Raw genomic sequence first — 14,586 nt, 5'->3', positions numbered from 1 at the left:
TGTGGGTGGGAATATTGAAAGATTAAGTGTGTATACGATTTATTAAAATTTATGGTGTAAAAATTATATATTTTTTATAAAAAATTGTTATCGATTCAATATAGTTTAATATAAGATCGGTTTTACCCCCATTTTTTTGCTGATAACCCTCATTTATCTGTTGTTTACACCATAACTTCTTAATATTATTACGTATAATCGTGTTATGGAAACATTGATTATAGGTTTGGTTCTGGCTCTGTATGGAGTAGCCTACTTCATCTACTACTGCTATGGCAAAGAGCAGCGGCCGCCGCGCAAGCATTACGATCACTACTGGTAATGCCTCATGCGTTAAGCTGGCTTGTGTGACGGGCATATACTTTTTCCTCAGGTTATAGCCTGTAGGCTGTGGCATAATGTGCCCAAAATAAGCTGATATTAATCGTCTAGATAGCCCTACGCAAAGAGCCGCCGTTGTTATTCACGGCGGCTCTTTGCGTAGGGCTATTTTTTGTGTGGTGGTGACAATGTCAAGTATAAGTAACGCTTATCGAGCGCTGCTTCTTAAAGTATAGCTTTTCTCAAATGGCTTCTCTATTTTTATGCAAGGAGTGCTTTGCCCCTGTAGTAACATTCTAAACCGAAGAACATGAGGATTGCCTTTATACTTTTATTGCTGATGAGTATGTATACACAAGTGAGCGGGCAGGAGCGCAAACGGGCAAGAGAATACGGCGTACAAATTGGCGTTTTACCGACAGGCAGGTATAACGCCATAACGGACGTAGCCGGAGTGCGTGTCGGGCAGGTTACGCTGGTGGAGGGGGAGCAGGTACGAACCGGTGTAACAGCCATTCTGCCGCATCCGGGCAATATTTTTCAGGAGAAAGTGCCTGCCGCCGTGTATGTGGGAAATGGATTCGGAAAGTTGGCTGGCAGTACACAAATACTGGAACTCGGTAACCTGGAGACTCCAATCATACTTACCAACACCCTGAGCGTGGCCACCGCCATGAATGCCCTGATAAGCCATGCGCTGCAGCAGCCCGGCAATGAGCAGGTGCAGTCGGTTAATGCGGTGGTGGGCGAAACAAACGATGGCTACCTCAGTGACATCAGGGGCCGGCACGTGAGCGAGCAAAACGTGCTGGACGCTATTGAGAAGGCTGAGAGCGGCGCGGTGCAGGAAGGTAATGTTGGGGCTGGCACAGGTACGGTATGTTTTGGGTTTAAAGGAGGTATCGGCACATCTTCGCGTAAACTTCCTGTTAACTCAGGCGGCTATACAGTTGGGGTGCTGGTGCAGACAAACTTTGGCGGCGTGCTGCAGGTAAACGGTGCGCCTGTTGGCCAGGAGCTGGAGCAGTATTTCATGAACCAGCAGCTAAAAGACAGCGCAGACGGTACCTGTATGATTATAGTTGCCACTGACGCACCCGTAGATGCACGTAACCTGGAGCGTATGGCCAAGCGTGCGATGATGGGGCTGGCTAAAACCGGCGGCATCGCCTCCAACGGCAGCGGTGACTATGTGATCGCCTTTTCCATAAACCCTAAACTCCGTATACCTTACTCCTCTGAAGATAAAACTCAAACGGCACCCATACTTCGTAACGATGAAATGTCGCCCCTTTTTCTGGCGGTGATAGAGGCAACGGAAGAAGCAATTATCAACTCACTGTTTAAGGCCGAAACCATAACCGGCAAGGAAGGGAGAAAGGTAGAAGCGCTGCCACTAAATAAAGTTTTAAAGCTGTTAAAGAAACACCATGCAATCCAACCCTAACTATGCCTACGTGCGCGGCCAGGTGCTGCCCCTCGAAAAAGCTACACTCCACATTAGCGACCTTTCTATACAGAGAGGGTACGGTGTGTTTGATTATTTTAGGGTGCATAATGGCAAAGCTGTCTTTCTAGACAAGTATTTGGAGCGTTTTCATGCATCGGCAAAGGCTATGCGCATGGCTCTCCCAATATCAGATGGCGAGTTGAAGGCTGTTATTCAGGAGCTGATACAGAAAAACAGTATGCCCCTGGCAGGTATGAAGATGATCCTGACCGGAGGCTATTCCTCCAATGGTTACGATCTGGCAGAGCCAAGTTTGGTTATTTTTCAGCAGCCGCTTATACTTCCGGGGGCAGAAATGCTGGAGAATGGCATCAAGATCATCACCCATGAATTTGTGCGGGAGGTGCCGCAGGCCAAAACCATAAATTATACTATGGGCATTCGGCTGATAGACGAGATACGGCAGCGAGGGGCGAGCGATGTGCTTTACCAGCGCAATGGTGTGGTGTCAGAGTTTCCGAGGTGCAATCTTTTTATCGTAAAACAGGACGGCGCTGTGGTAACGCCAGCAGAAAATGTGCTGCTGGGCGTAACTCGCAAAAACGTACTGGACCTGGCCGGTAAAAAATATAAGGCCGCTGAAGGCACGGTTACGTTGGAGGATATATTTCAGGCAAAAGAAGTATTCCTGACCAGCACGACCAAGCGCATTGTGCCCATTGTGCAGGTGGATGAGCAGGTGATCGGGAACGGCAAACCAGGGGAGGTTACGCTCTCGTTGCTGCAGGACCTTATAAGGCTGGAGGAGCAAGTAGGAATGCAATCATAAACCTGAAAACAAAGTATAAATCTGCCCCGGCAAAGGCTCCGGGGCGGATTTATACTTATGAGTGACTCAGCTTACGAACTGCATGATAACATAGAGCATCCTGCTTTCTGGCTGGCCCAGTCGGGTCTGGTTGTAAAGAACTCATCAAACTTATCTGAGTAAGGTTCTTTCAGGGCTTGCTGCAGCTTTTCGAACAAATCCGGTTCTCCTTTCTCCAAACCCTCAATAGCCTGGTGCAGCAGGTAGTTCCGAAGTATAAATCTTGGGTTGGCCTCCCGCATCAGTTTCTGAGAATACTGCCGTGTGATGGTATTCTTGTTAAGGCGGTCCAGGTAATTTACGATCAGCGAATACAGCATCTCCTGCTCCTCTGTACTTAATTCCTTATACAGGCTGGTTTTGAAAAACTCCTTCACTTCCTGCGTGCTGCCCATGTGTAAAGGCAGCTCTATCAGCAACTGGAAGAAAATGGTCATATCAGGTTTTAGGGCGGCAAGCGTTTTCTCAAACTGCGCGATAAGATCTGTGTCAATTTTACTGACGTGGTCCAGCCCTAGTTTTTTACCCATCATCGCATAATATTTGCCCCAGTATACTTCCTTGTAGCTCTCTAATGCGGGTAGCAGCTGGTCTTTTTCTACTAAAGGGAGCAGTGCCGCTGCCAGGCAGCCGAGGTTCCAGTAGCCTATACTTGGTTGCTTGCCAAAAGCGTAGCGCTTGCCTGGCAAGTCAGTGGTGTTAGGCGTAAAGTCAGGGTCGAAGTCGTCCAGGAAAGAGTAGGGTCCGTAATCAATCGTGAGGCCAAGTACAGACATGTTATCGGTATTCATGACGCCGTGCACAAAACCTACGCGCTGCCACTCCACCATAAGGCTGGCTGTTCGCTCCACTATTTCCTTGAACCATGAAATCACTTTTCCTTCACCAGTCAGGTGCGGGTAGTAACGGCTGATGGTCCAGTCCACGAGTTGGCGCAGGTTATCGGTTTCTTTGCGCGCGTTCAGCAGCTCGAAGTTTCCGAAGCGCAGAAAGCTTGGTGCTACGCGCATCACAATGGCACCGGCCTCATAAGCCGCGTTTCCGTTGTAAAACATATCGCGCAGCACGGGCTCGCCGGTAGTAACCAGGCTTAGGGCACGTGTGGTAGGCACACCCAGGTAATGCATGGCCTCGCTCATTAAATACTCACGCACCGAGGAACGAAGCACCGCACGCCCATCTGCGCGTCTGGAATAAGGAGTGGGGCCAGCGCCTTTCAGCTGCAGCTCAAAATACTTGTTATTTGGTGCTTCCCACTCGCCTAAGGTAATGGCGCGGCCATCTCCAAGCTGTCCGGCCCAGCCGCCAAACTGGTGGCCGGCGTAGCAGGCAGCGTAAGGGTGCATGGTGCTGGCTAAGTTGTTGCCTCCCAATATATCTACCTCCTGCTGGCTTACTGGTTTTCCAATGCCAAGTTCTGTTGCCAGTTCTTCTGACCAGGCCAGCAAGGTGACTTTTTCTACCGGAGTTGGGATAGCTTTACTGTACAGCATGCCCGGTGTTTGCCGTGGCGTTAGGTCGCCGCTTTCGTCGCCGGGAAAAGTGCTGATAAATTCCTTTTTATAGTTTTCTGAGCTGAGGCTCTTCATTGTTTTTCTTTATTTAAATGAATGCTGTACCGGAGTAAGCTTGAAGGTAACAGGTACGAGCCTGAATTAGTTAAACTTTATACTTAAAATTCGTTAGCGGGCAAGGTAAAGTTGCCTGCTGCTGCTGCACAAGCCTCTTCCTGAAAAAGTATGGATGCTTTCTGAAAAGCTTTAATATCTATACATGAGATTCGGCTCAAAGTATGATGGCATTATAGTTTGTATGCTTATAAATTTAAACTGCAGGGAGTTGCTTTTAACGCTCAAAGAATATCTAATTAGCTATTGATAACGTATCCACTAACAGATTGATAAAACAGCTATAAAACTATGGAAAATACATTAGAGAACACTTCTCTGCGGGGGCTTCTCCAAGACCCATCCCAACTGACTGACATCATCAAAGATCCTACAAAAGGGCTTGATTTTTACAAAGCGCTATCTGTTAAAGAGCAGCAGTATATTCTGTTTGCAGCCGCTGCTGGCCTTATCGGCTATGCAATTTACTTAGGCAGAAGCGGAAAATAGGTTGGCTGCGTTTAACCTCTTGAAAGAGGCTACGTATAAAGCAGTATACATTTTAAGTTTCCGACCAGACAGGTGATAGCCTGAATAAAGCTTGTAGAAGCTTTGAGTTTTAACTTTTCGTTTGTTTGGAACGCTTGATGGAAAGCCTGCCTTGAGTTTAAGCTTAAGGCAGGCTCTTTTTTGTCCTGATCCTACATCAAACTTACCTTTTCTTTATCCTGAATTTTGGCTGAAAATGCCAATTTTTAGGTGTTTAGGTTGTACCTTAGTGGCAGCAGCTAAGTTTTTTTATCTAACCTTTTATATCCACTGCCGCTGCTGATACTTCTGTTTGTTATGCCTATTTCTATTGTTAGCCAGGGCAGAGACCTGAGTACCTGGGTTAAAGCGCTGAAAGAAAAAAAACCAGACTTGGATGTACGTATCTACCCTGATGATCACCCGCGCGATGAAATCACATTTGCCTTGGCCTGGAACCATCCGCTTGGTGCATTTACACAATTCCCAAACCTGCAATGCATTTCCTCGCTTGGTGCCGGAGTGGACCATGTGCTGAAAGACCCGAATATTCCGGAGCAGGTGCAGATAAGCAGGATCAAAGATAAGAACCTGACAAACGACATGGCGGACTTCTGCCTGGCGCAGGTTCTGAACTATATGCGCGACCTCCACAAGTATAAAACTGCAGAACAAACGCATACCTGGAAACCGCTGCGCTACAAAAATAAAGCAGAGATAACCATCGGCGTGATGGGTGTGGGCGCACTGGGTAGTGAAGTGGCGCGCCGCCTCAGCAGCAACGGGTTTAACGTAACCGGCTGGGCTAATTCTGCCAAGCAGCTGGAAAGTATAAAAGTTTATGCCGGAGCCGAAGAACTTGACTCTTTCCTAGAAACTGCCGATATTCTCATCTGCCTGCTGCCGCTCACTCAGGAAACCGCAGACATTCTGAATAAAGACACGCTCGGGAAACTGCCGAAAAATGCCTTTGTCATTAACGTGGCAAGGGGAGAGCACCTGATAGAGCAGGACTTGATCGACTTGATTGAGAGCGGACATTTAGCAGGGGCGAGCCTGGATGTGTTTCGGGAGGAGCCGCTGCCGGAGAAACACCCGTTTTGGGCTCATCCAAGTATAAAAATTACGCCGCACATCGCAAGTGTTACAAATCCGGCCTCGGCAGTTGATCAGGTACTGGAAAACTATGACAGGCTCCAGAACAGCAAGCCCTTAATCAATCTTGTTTCACGCACCAAAGGATATTAGTATGAACGCATTTCATTATGCTTTTAAGATAAAAGATATTGCCTCTACCAGAAGGTTTTATGTAGATATGCTGGGTTGCCAGGAGGGGAGAAGCACCGAGCATTGGATAGATTTTGATTTCTTCGGGCATCAGCTTTCCGGCCACGTAAGCGATAATATCCCGGAACTGGATTACTGCGGGAAGGTAGACGGTGTGAGCGTGCCGGTGCCGCATTTTGGCTGCATACTGAGTTACGATCAATTTGAGCAGGTGCAGCAGCAGCTACAGCAGCACGATATAAAATTTGTGGTGAAGGCGCATACCCGCTACGAAGGCCAGGTTGGCGAGCAGCGTACTATGTTTGTGCTAGACCTGAGCGGCAACCCGCTGGAGTTCAAGGCTTTTAAAAACCCGGAGGAGGTATTTGCCTCCTAAACAGGCTTACAAGTATAAACTAGCCCTTGCATTTCAGGAAATACAAGGGCTAGTTTTTGAATTTGACGGTAACTTTTACCTCCTGAGGTATAGGTTGTCCGTTTTGTGAGGCGGGTTTCCAAAGCGGGCCTTCCTGCACCAGGCGCAGCGCCTCCGCATCACAGGCTGCGCACAGGCTCTGCTCTACGCGCAGTTGCTGCGGCTTTCCGTCTTCTGCTACGGTAAAGACAATTTTTACCTTCCCCTGCTCCGGAACAGGTCTGCTGTTTTCCTTTACATACTTTTTATACTTGCGCATACCTCCAACTGGTTTTGCCGGAATAATGGCGTGTGCTTTTGCGGTGCCGTAAGCTATCACAACCACTTCGCTCAATGCGCGCTGGTCAGGCGTTAAAGTAATGTCAGCGGAAGTGTCGTTTTGGGCCAGTGCTTTTTCTGCGGTCTCATACCCTATAAAACTAAAGCGCAGCGTTTGCTCCCCATCCGGCGTTGCCAGGCTGTATTTTCCCTCAGCATCCGTTACAGTGCCAATGGCCTTGCCTTTCAGTAAAACCGCTACCCCCGGCAGCGGCTCCCCCTCTTCAGACAGCACCTGCCCGCTCACCTGCTTTTGGTTTAATGAAATTATAGACTTTATAGTGCTGACCCCTCTGATGGTAACTCCCGCCGCTTTGCCCGCCAGCGCTTTGGAAACATCCACAGATTCCGGTGCGAGTGCCATGGTAGGCAGCGGTTTTTTATGAAAAGCAATAGAGTCAATTTCTACTGATTGCTTTTTCTCTACCTTGTCAATGCCTGCAAAATATCCTAGATTTAAAGGTTTATCATCAATAAGAGTATCTTCAGGATACATATCCATGTAAAAAAACTCCTCCTGGTCGTATACTTCCTCCACATCCTGCTTTACCACCGGCGAAGTATACTTTCGTTGAGACTCAACTGCTGCTATACTTGCTTTCGGAATTTGAGGTATGGCCATGCTATCAGCTTCTGTTGCTGCTGAGGGCTGGGAGAGGTCAAGTAGCGGCGCTGCCTCTGGTTCTACCACTGCTTCTTCTTTGGCTATTTCCTGTAGCGCCGGCTGCTGCTCTTTGTAATTATAGTATAGTACCAGCACAGCCGATGCCACCAATATAAGTATGGCTGCGGCGCTTTGCCAGTACAAAGGCGCTGTTTTCTTCTTGCGCTGCTGCACCTTTGCCTGTACACGCTGGTTAATATCGGCTACGGCAACTTTGGTCTTCCCCGCATCAGAGAGCTCCATACCTTCCAGCACATCCGCACAAAGCGCACAACCTAGCACGTGCCGCTCCAGCTGGTGGTGCAGGGCAGCAGGCAGGTTGCCGTGCTGGTACTGCCGTAGCAATTCCAGCGAAGGATGCTCGCCGTCTGGCCAAAGTATATGGTGCTTAGCGTGTGGCATGGTTCTTTTCCATGTAGATTTTAAGGTTGCGCTTCCCGTTTTGGATATAGCTTTTTACTTTATGAAGCTCAAAACCGGTAAGGCCAACAATATCGGCATAGCTCTTCTGCTGCAGGTAAAACAGTTCTACACAAGTATACTGCTCTGCCGGCAGCTGCTGCATGGCTTTCCGCAAAAGCTGTTCCGTTTCCTCGGTTTGCTCTGCCTCTGTAAGATGCAGCGGTTCATTGTTTTCCATAAGCGGAGGCGGCAATTCTTCCCGAAAAACCCCTGTTGCTCCTTTTTGCGCCCGCAGCTTCATCAGGCAGTGGTTTTTGGCGGTGGCATAAAGCCAGCTTTTAAAATTGCTTACCTCATGCTTCAGCAAAGTGGTGGTCAGGTATTCGAAAAGCTGCATGGTGGCATCTTTGCTCTCTTCCTTATCCTTCAGATACTTCAGGCAAACCAGGTATACCATTTCCGAATGTCGCTGGAAAAGCTCGCCTAGGTGCTCCAACTCTCCGCTCTGCCGGTACAGGCGCAGCAGCTCCGCATCCGGTGGAGGCGGCTTGGCGTTGGTGAACAGCTTGAGGAAAAAGGGCAGCATCTGGAGGATCGTTTCCTAAAGAAAGTAAATATTTTTCAGATAGGCTTATGGAAAAGCTATAGGTGCTGCATCCTTTAGGAAACAAAAGAACAAAGCCATGAAAAAACAACTCTACATATTGCTGCTGGCCCTGCTGATGCTTGGGCTGCAGGCGCAGGCACAGTCTGTAACCGTAACAGGAACCGTAACCGATTCCGCAAACGGCACTCCATTGCCAGGGGTGACAGTCACGGAGAAAGGAACGGCATCAGGAGTAGCCACAGATGAGTTTGGCAAGTATAGCCTGCAGGTGAGAAACGAAAAAGCCATACTTGTTTTCCGGTTTATCGGCTACGAGACACAGGAAGTGAAGGTAGGTAAAAAGCGGGTGCTGGATGTGCAGCTTCAGGTGGATAACCGAGCGCTAGAAGAAGTGGTGGTAGTAGGGTATGGAGAACGTAAAATAAGGTTGCGAGGTGTTGCGGCCGGGGTGGCAGTGCAGAAGCATACAAACAGCTATATGGCTTACGATCAGGAGGTGCTGCACAACACCGAAAATTATACTTACCTGAAGGAGAGCACATTTCAGAACGCTAAAAAGTCACCGCTTTCCACTTTCTCTATTGATGTGGACCGTGCCTCTTACAGCAATGTACGCCGTTTTTTGAACCAAGGGCAGAAGCCGCCTGTGGATGCCGTGCGTATCGAGGAAATGGTGAATTACTTCAAATATGATTATCCGCAGCCAACCGCTGAGGTTCCGTTTGCCGTGCACACGGAGCTTTCCGCCTGCCCCTGGAACAAAGAAAACCAGCTGCTGCACATTGGCCTGCAGGGAAAAGAAATAGCAACCGATAACCTGCCGGCCTCTAACCTGGTGTTTCTGCTGGATGTGTCGGGTTCTATGGCCACTCCCGATAAGCTGCCATTGCTAAAGTCGGGGCTGAGCCTGCTGGTAGACCAACTGCGCCCGCAGGATAAAGTAGCCATTGTGGTGTATGCCGGTGCTGCCGGGTTGGTGCTGCCTTCCACTCCCGGAGACCAGAAAGAGAAAATATGGCAGGCACTGGAAAAACTGGAAGCCGGAGGCTCAACGGCAGGAGGCGCAGGTTTAAACCTTGCGTACCAGGTGGCGCAGGAGCAGTTTATGAAAGAGGGCAACAACCGGATTATACTTGCCACCGACGGCGACTTTAACGTGGGCATTAGTAGCGACGGAGAACTGAACCGGCTGATAGAGAAAAAGCGCGAAATGGGTATTTACCTGACGGTGCTGGGTTTGGGGACAGGTAACTTAAAGGACTCCCGCATGGAGCAGCTGGCCGACAAAGGCAACGGTAACTATGCCTACGTCGATAACATACTGGAAGCCAAGAAAGTATTCATCAACGAGTTTGGCGGCACGCTGTTCACCATCGCCAAAGACGTAAAGCTGCAACTGGAGTTCAACCCAGCCAAGGTAAAGGCTTACCGCCTGATCGGTTATGAAAACCGCACCTTGCAGAGCGAGGATTTTAACGACGATAAGAAAGATGCGGGGGAACTTGGAGCGGGCCACACCGTAACCGCCCTCTATGAAATTGTGCCAGCCAGTGCCAAAGGTACACACACAGGATCAGTGGATAAGCTGAAGTACCAGCAAACGCAGCTGAACAAGCAAGCCACTGCCACCGATGAGATCCTGACGCTGAAGCTGCGGTATAAAGATCCGGAGGGGAGCAAGAGTAAATTAATTTCCACCACAGTTTCTGATAAGGCCTCGGCGCTAAAACAAACCTCGAACAATTTTCGTTTTGCGGCGGCAGTAGCCTCCTTCGGTATGCTGCTCCGCGATTCAGAATTTAAAGGCAATGCAACTTATGCGCAGGTGCTGGAGCTGGCGGAAAATGCAGTCGGGCATGATGAAGAAGGATATCGTGCAGAGTTTATACGGCTCGTGCGGTCCAGGGCTTTGCTAAGCGACAGACGTTAATTTAGTGCCATACTTTAAAACAGCGAGGGCAGCTTATAAAGTATAAGTTGCCCTCGCTGTATGCTTGTTAGTATAAAGCTGGTTAAAAATGGCTTTACCTGTTTTTTCTGCCGCGGCCTTTCTGCTGCTGTTTCTTTTGCTTGTTGCGCTCTGCTTTAATCTCCTTAAACTCTTCGTTTGAGACTATAACAGTATAGTAGAGCGAAGAAAGTATGGTAACGTCAGCATCAAAATCATACTCTATACTTAGCGAAAGCTGTTTGTCCGGATTTAAGATATATTCCTCGTCTACTTTATCATATACCTCAAATTCATACTCGCCTTCTTTCAAAAGTTTGTTGTTGATGCGAGCCAGGCAATCGCCGGTAATCACGAGAGGCGTATCCAGCTCATCCTCAAATTCGAAGGGCTGATAAAAGCGGCCATCCTTTTTGTGCGTAACGTATTCCACTCTGCTGATGTGCAGCTCAATTTCGCTGTTACGACTGTCTCTGGTGTTCTTTATATCGAGGATGTTTCCGATCAACTTCATATAATTTTGTGCTTTACAGGTACAAAGGTAATCAATAACAAGCTTAAAGTATGGAAAAGCTGAAAGATGTCCCAGCTACCTTGGCTGTAAATCTTAGGTTCGGATACTTTAATTGCCCGGTTTACTTTCTAAATTTACAAGATGCAAACACCCAAATTATACATGCTGATGCTTGGCTGCACACCAGCTGGCAGAAACACCGAGCAACATGATGTCTTTTTCAGTATTGCCAATTCCGTTAAGGAGCTGGTGCCGGAAATAAAGGCTTTTTGGCTAGAGGCAAAGGGAGAAATACATGTGGATGCCTGGCGGGAAGTGACGCAGGTAAACGGCTACAAGATAACCGTAGTGCCCAAAGAGGCCGCTGAAAACAATGCGGAGTCTGCTAAACTTTTTTTCCTGAACCTGGGCGGCTATAAGCCGGCAGAGTTTGATGAGTTTCATTATAAGATGCTGGCAGTGGCACAAAATAGCGCAGGTGCTATAAAGCAGGCCAAAGAAACGGCATTTTACAAACATACCGGCTTTAAAGGCGCAACCTCACACATTGACGATAAATTTGGTGTAGATGTGGATGACCTGCACAAAGTACAGGATATTCTGCCAGCATCTGCCAAGCAGAAGTATAGCCTGCAAATAACCGCAGCTCAGGCTGAGGCTGAGGACGAAATGCACCTGGGGTACTTTCAGCTGCACAAGCTGTAGCAGCCTTAGCGTAGTTATACTTGCCGTTGTTGCTGCTGTTTATAGTTGCTTCTGTTTTTATACTTGCTCCCCAGATTTTGGTGCAAGTATAAACATGCTTTACGTTGTTGCGTTAGTATAGGGAGTAATTTTCGAATCAAAAATAAAAGCTATGAACAGAAACTTTGAGCCTAACAACGGACCTGATAAAAACCATTACGCCGATTTTGATGAGCACGGCAACCCGCGCACAGGCAATACAAACAGCCTTTCCCGCTACAACGCGGAGAAAGGTTATTCGTCTTTTGGCCAGCACCGGGAAAACGACCGCTATGGCAACCGCGACACCAACGCCGCGCATGCATACGGCGATTATAGCAGAGGCACACGCTATGGCGAAGGTGGCAGCAACGAAGGCGGCGGCTCTTCCTACGGGCATTCATACTATGGCCTATCCGGCAACCAAGGCCCCCGCATCACGCAGCACGACAGGCGCTGGTCTGATAGCAGGCAATACGATGCGTACGCCGATAACGAGCACAGCCGTACCCGCGATCAGCGATTTAGCGATAGCTTTGGGCGCAGCAGCGATGGTGGTTATATAAACGAAGACAGAAACAGCAGGTATAACCGCAACTACAACGACGACAGCTACCAGGGCTCGGACTACAGAAGCCGGGAAGGCCGGAACACAGGCTATGACCGTGGCTTTAGCGACTACGGCGGCACTGGCTACGGTTCCACCCCTTACAATAACCGCGATCTGGATCGCGAACGCAGTGCCTACAGCCGTGGCAATCAGCCTCAGGAAGACCGCCGCTACTCGGAGCGAGAACAGCACAACCGCCGCTACAATCGCCATCAGGATTGGTAGACGGTAAAATTAATTTACATAAATAACAGAAGCAGCCGCTTGTATATAATGCAGGCGGCTGTTTCTGTTTTAACCATCAAGAAATGCTTCATCTATACTTTAAAAGCACTTAGTAGCACTTAAATTTTAAAAGCGAAGAGTAAACTGCCCTTACTATAAAGTATAAGTGGCATTAAATGCTTAAATTTTGGGTATGAAATTTTCTACATATAAAACTTCCCTTGTACTGGCGTTTCTGCTGGTTTATACTTGCGCAGTTGCTCAGAACTTGCCTCAAAACCTTGCTGCCGCTTTTAGTAAGTTTGAGCAGGACCCACAGCTGCAGAATGCCATAGCATCCTTATATATAATAGACGCAAAAACCGGGGAAGTTATTTTTGACCGGAACAGCAGGGTAGGGCTGGCACCCGCATCCACCATGAAAGTAATTACCAGCATCAGCGCCTATGAGTTATTGGGTAGCGGGTTCAGGTATAAAACAGAATTCGCATACAGTAAAAATAACGGAAAGGCTGAGCTGATCATACTTCCGAGCGGCGACCCTACTTTAGGCAGTTGGCGTTGGGCTGAGTCAAGAGAAGGAAATGTGTTGAAAACTCTTACTATAAAGCTGCAGCAGACAGGCGTCAAATCCTTTGATAAGGTGATTGTCGAGAATGAGGGCTGGAACGATGAAACTGTGCCGGACGGCTGGATGTGGCAAGACATCGCCAATTACTATGGCGCAGGACCTGCCAAACTTAACTGGCGCGAAAATCAGTATGACGTTATCTTAAAGTCTGGGAAGCGCATCGGTGATCCGGTTGCTGTGGTAAAGACAGTCCCGGAGATGAACGGGTATGAATTAAACTCTGAACTTACCTCAGCTGCAGCCGGCACCGGCGACAATGCTTATATCTATTTTCCGCTCAGCACCTCATCCGCCACTATAAGAGGCACTATTCCGGTAAACGAAAGCAGCTTTAAAATTTCAGGTGCCATGCCGGCGGCAGGCAAACAATTTATAAGTGTATGGGCCGATACGCTTCAGCAAATAGGTATACAATTGCCTAAGCAGCTGGTGGAGCAGAATACTAAGTTGCCTCAGCGTAGCTATACTACCTTCCATACTATCACATCACCACCGCTGGATAGCATCATATACTGGTTCAATAGGAAAAGCATAAATCTGTACGGCGAAGCCTTAGTAAAAACTATTGCCTACCAGCACACCCAGAGCAGCAAGACAGATGAAGGCTTGGATAAAATCCGTACGCTCTGGAAGCAGCACGGCATTCCGGAAACAGAATTAAGTATGGTAGATGGCTCAGGACTATCGCCGCTTAACAGGGTAACAGCGCATACGCAAGTAAAGCTGCTGCACCACGCCAAGAACCAGCCCTGGTTTAACGGGTTATATACTTCGCTACCTATATATAATGGTATGAAAATGAAAAGCGGGACCATAAGAGGCGTCAAAGGCTATACAGGTTACCATAAAAGTAAAGACGGTAAGGAATATGCCTTCTCCTTCCTTGTAAACAACTACAATGGCTCTGGTGCCTCACTCGTTCAGAAAATGTATAGAGTGCTGGACGAACTAAAGTAGACTACTCGCTCTTTACATAGTCGTCTTTTATTACAGGTTTGCTTCTATATATTACATCGAACTACTGCATCATATTTACCACTCTATACTATATAAGTATGGGTACTGATTGATAAGGCAATGCAGAGAGCTATTTTAGAGGCAGTGAAGTATGATATATGCAAACCTAGTAAAAGGGGGGAGTAGTATGAATCATTGTATAAGATCAAGAGATGAAAAGCAACAAAAGCATAATATAAAGCTGCATGGCTGCTCAGGTATAGAAGTCGCAGTACACAGTATATAGTATGATGGTTAAGAAATATGAAGTACTTCTAAAAGAATAAAGCAGTTTTGATGAACTCCAACAAGCTATAATCTTGTTGCCTCTAAGCATAGAGGATTAATGATTAAACTTTTTCTCCTTGTCTTTCAGCGCCTTGCGTGCCTCAGTCAAGTTTTTTTGGGTGGTGGTGTTGCGGGGGCGGGATTTTTGCCTACTTTTGCATCCCGGTTCAGCAGGGACGGGGCA

The 14,586-nt window shown here is 47.9% G+C and carries 13 protein-coding genes; 9 read left to right on the top strand and 4 right to left on the bottom strand.

The window, feature by feature from the left end:
• Nucleotides 1–631: 631 nt before the first annotated feature.
• Together Q1B04_RS12295 and Q1B04_RS12290 are read left to right on the top strand one after the other, a co-directional pair.
• Nucleotides 632–1,768: a P1 family peptidase gene (locus Q1B04_RS12295; RefSeq protein ID WP_299759115.1), complete on the top strand. Its 1,137-nt coding sequence runs from the start codon at nucleotides 632–634 to the stop codon at nucleotides 1,766–1,768.
• A complete protein-coding gene (locus Q1B04_RS12290; protein WP_299759114.1) occupies nucleotides 1,752–2,600 on the top strand; it encodes an aminotransferase class IV in 849 nt (282 codons plus the stop codon). Before Q1B04_RS12295 ends, Q1B04_RS12290 begins: the two co-directional genes overlap by 17 nt.
• Before the next feature lie 71 nt (nucleotides 2,601–2,671).
• Here the strand turns inward: Q1B04_RS12290 and Q1B04_RS12285 are convergent, their stop codons facing one another.
• Nucleotides 2,672–4,228: a protein adenylyltransferase SelO gene (locus tag Q1B04_RS12285; protein ID WP_299759113.1), complete on the bottom strand. Its 1,557-nt coding sequence runs from the start codon at nucleotides 4,226–4,228 to the stop codon at nucleotides 2,672–2,674.
• Nucleotides 4,229–4,558: 330 nt separating this feature from the next.
• Here Q1B04_RS12285 and Q1B04_RS12280 point away from each other — a divergent pair, with 330 nt between their 5' ends.
• From Q1B04_RS12280 to Q1B04_RS12270, 3 genes are all read left to right on the top strand, one after another.
• The gene (locus tag Q1B04_RS12280; RefSeq protein ID WP_299759112.1) at nucleotides 4,559–4,756 is read left to right on the top strand and encodes a hypothetical protein; all 198 of its coding nucleotides are present in this window, start codon (nucleotides 4,559–4,561) and stop codon (nucleotides 4,754–4,756) included.
• 336 nt (nucleotides 4,757–5,092) lie between these two features.
• The gene (locus tag Q1B04_RS12275; RefSeq protein WP_299759111.1) at nucleotides 5,093–6,022 is read left to right on the top strand and encodes a glyoxylate/hydroxypyruvate reductase A; all 930 of its coding nucleotides are present in this window, start codon (nucleotides 5,093–5,095) and stop codon (nucleotides 6,020–6,022) included.
• 1 nt (nucleotide 6,023) lies between these two features.
• Nucleotides 6,024–6,437 carry a VOC family protein gene (locus Q1B04_RS12270; RefSeq protein WP_299759110.1) on the top strand — a complete coding sequence of 138 codons (414 nt, stop codon included), beginning with the start codon at nucleotides 6,024–6,026 and terminating at the stop codon, nucleotides 6,435–6,437.
• Between the two features lie 49 nt (nucleotides 6,438–6,486).
• Here the strand turns inward: Q1B04_RS12270 and Q1B04_RS12265 are convergent, their stop codons facing one another.
• Together Q1B04_RS12265 and Q1B04_RS12260 are read right to left on the bottom strand one after the other, a co-directional pair.
• Nucleotides 6,487–7,860 (bottom strand): TonB family protein, encoded by a 1,374-nt coding sequence (locus tag Q1B04_RS12265; protein ID WP_299759109.1) that lies wholly within the window; start codon nucleotides 7,858–7,860, stop codon nucleotides 6,487–6,489.
• Nucleotides 7,847–8,446, bottom strand: coding sequence for a sigma-70 family RNA polymerase sigma factor (locus Q1B04_RS12260; protein WP_299759108.1), 600 nt, complete (start codon nucleotides 8,444–8,446; stop codon nucleotides 7,847–7,849). The genes Q1B04_RS12265 and Q1B04_RS12260 overlap by 14 nt, the downstream gene beginning before the upstream one ends.
• A 97-nt stretch (nucleotides 8,447–8,543) precedes the next feature.
• Here Q1B04_RS12260 and Q1B04_RS12255 point away from each other — a divergent pair, with 97 nt between their 5' ends.
• Nucleotides 8,544–10,397: a von Willebrand factor type A domain-containing protein gene (locus Q1B04_RS12255; RefSeq protein WP_299759107.1), complete on the top strand. Its 1,854-nt coding sequence runs from the start codon at nucleotides 8,544–8,546 to the stop codon at nucleotides 10,395–10,397.
• 94 nt (nucleotides 10,398–10,491) lie between these two features.
• Here Q1B04_RS12255 and Q1B04_RS12250 read toward each other — a convergent pair whose 3' ends face one another.
• Nucleotides 10,492–10,929 (bottom strand): hypothetical protein, encoded by a 438-nt coding sequence (locus Q1B04_RS12250; RefSeq protein ID WP_299759106.1) that lies wholly within the window; start codon nucleotides 10,927–10,929, stop codon nucleotides 10,492–10,494.
• Nucleotides 10,930–11,070: 141 nt separating this feature from the next.
• Here Q1B04_RS12250 and Q1B04_RS12245 point away from each other — a divergent pair, with 141 nt between their 5' ends.
• The 3 genes from Q1B04_RS12245 (at nucleotide 11,071) to dacB (ending at nucleotide 14,075) form a co-directional block, all read left to right on the top strand.
• A complete protein-coding gene (locus Q1B04_RS12245) occupies nucleotides 11,071–11,634 on the top strand; it encodes a DUF1543 domain-containing protein (protein WP_299759105.1) in 564 nt (187 codons plus the stop codon).
• 151 nt (nucleotides 11,635–11,785) lie between these two features.
• Nucleotides 11,786–12,487, top strand: coding sequence for a hypothetical protein (locus Q1B04_RS12240; protein WP_299759104.1), 702 nt, complete (start codon nucleotides 11,786–11,788; stop codon nucleotides 12,485–12,487).
• A 193-nt stretch (nucleotides 12,488–12,680) separates the two neighbouring features.
• Nucleotides 12,681–14,075, top strand: coding sequence for a D-alanyl-D-alanine carboxypeptidase/D-alanyl-D-alanine-endopeptidase (dacB, locus tag Q1B04_RS12235; RefSeq protein WP_299759103.1), 1,395 nt, complete (start codon nucleotides 12,681–12,683; stop codon nucleotides 14,073–14,075).
• The last annotated feature ends 511 nt before the right edge of the window (nucleotides 14,076–14,586 follow it).

Source organism: uncultured Pontibacter sp. (genome assembly GCF_947495565.1).
Taxonomy (GTDB): Bacteria; Bacteroidota; Bacteroidia; order Cytophagales; family Hymenobacteraceae; genus Pontibacter.
The sequence above is the reverse complement of the archived record's forward strand: the minus strand, read 5'-3'. Positions and strand labels throughout refer to the sequence as shown.

Coding starts and splice junctions, on each gene's coding strand:
- Q1B04_RS12295 (WP_299759115.1), top strand. CDS start 632: ATGAGGATTGCCTTTATACTTTTATTGCTGATGAGTATGTATACACAA.
- Q1B04_RS12290 (WP_299759114.1), top strand. CDS start 1,752: ATGCAATCCAACCCTAACTATGCCTACGTGCGCGGCCAGGTGCTGCCC.
- Q1B04_RS12285 (WP_299759113.1), bottom strand. CDS start 4,228: ATGAAGAGCCTCAGCTCAGAAAACTATAAAAAGGAATTTATCAGCACT.
- Q1B04_RS12280 (WP_299759112.1), top strand. CDS start 4,559: ATGGAAAATACATTAGAGAACACTTCTCTGCGGGGGCTTCTCCAAGAC.
- Q1B04_RS12275 (WP_299759111.1), top strand. CDS start 5,093: ATGCCTATTTCTATTGTTAGCCAGGGCAGAGACCTGAGTACCTGGGTT.
- Q1B04_RS12270 (WP_299759110.1), top strand. CDS start 6,024: ATGAACGCATTTCATTATGCTTTTAAGATAAAAGATATTGCCTCTACC.
- Q1B04_RS12265 (WP_299759109.1), bottom strand. CDS start 7,860: ATGCCACACGCTAAGCACCATATACTTTGGCCAGACGGCGAGCATCCT.
- Q1B04_RS12260 (WP_299759108.1), bottom strand. CDS start 8,446: ATGCTGCCCTTTTTCCTCAAGCTGTTCACCAACGCCAAGCCGCCTCCA.
- Q1B04_RS12255 (WP_299759107.1), top strand. CDS start 8,544: ATGAAAAAACAACTCTACATATTGCTGCTGGCCCTGCTGATGCTTGGG.
- Q1B04_RS12250 (WP_299759106.1), bottom strand. CDS start 10,929: ATGAAGTTGATCGGAAACATCCTCGATATAAAGAACACCAGAGACAGT.
- Q1B04_RS12245 (WP_299759105.1), top strand. CDS start 11,071: ATGCAAACACCCAAATTATACATGCTGATGCTTGGCTGCACACCAGCT.
- Q1B04_RS12240 (WP_299759104.1), top strand. CDS start 11,786: ATGAACAGAAACTTTGAGCCTAACAACGGACCTGATAAAAACCATTAC.
- dacB (WP_299759103.1), top strand. CDS start 12,681: ATGAAATTTTCTACATATAAAACTTCCCTTGTACTGGCGTTTCTGCTG.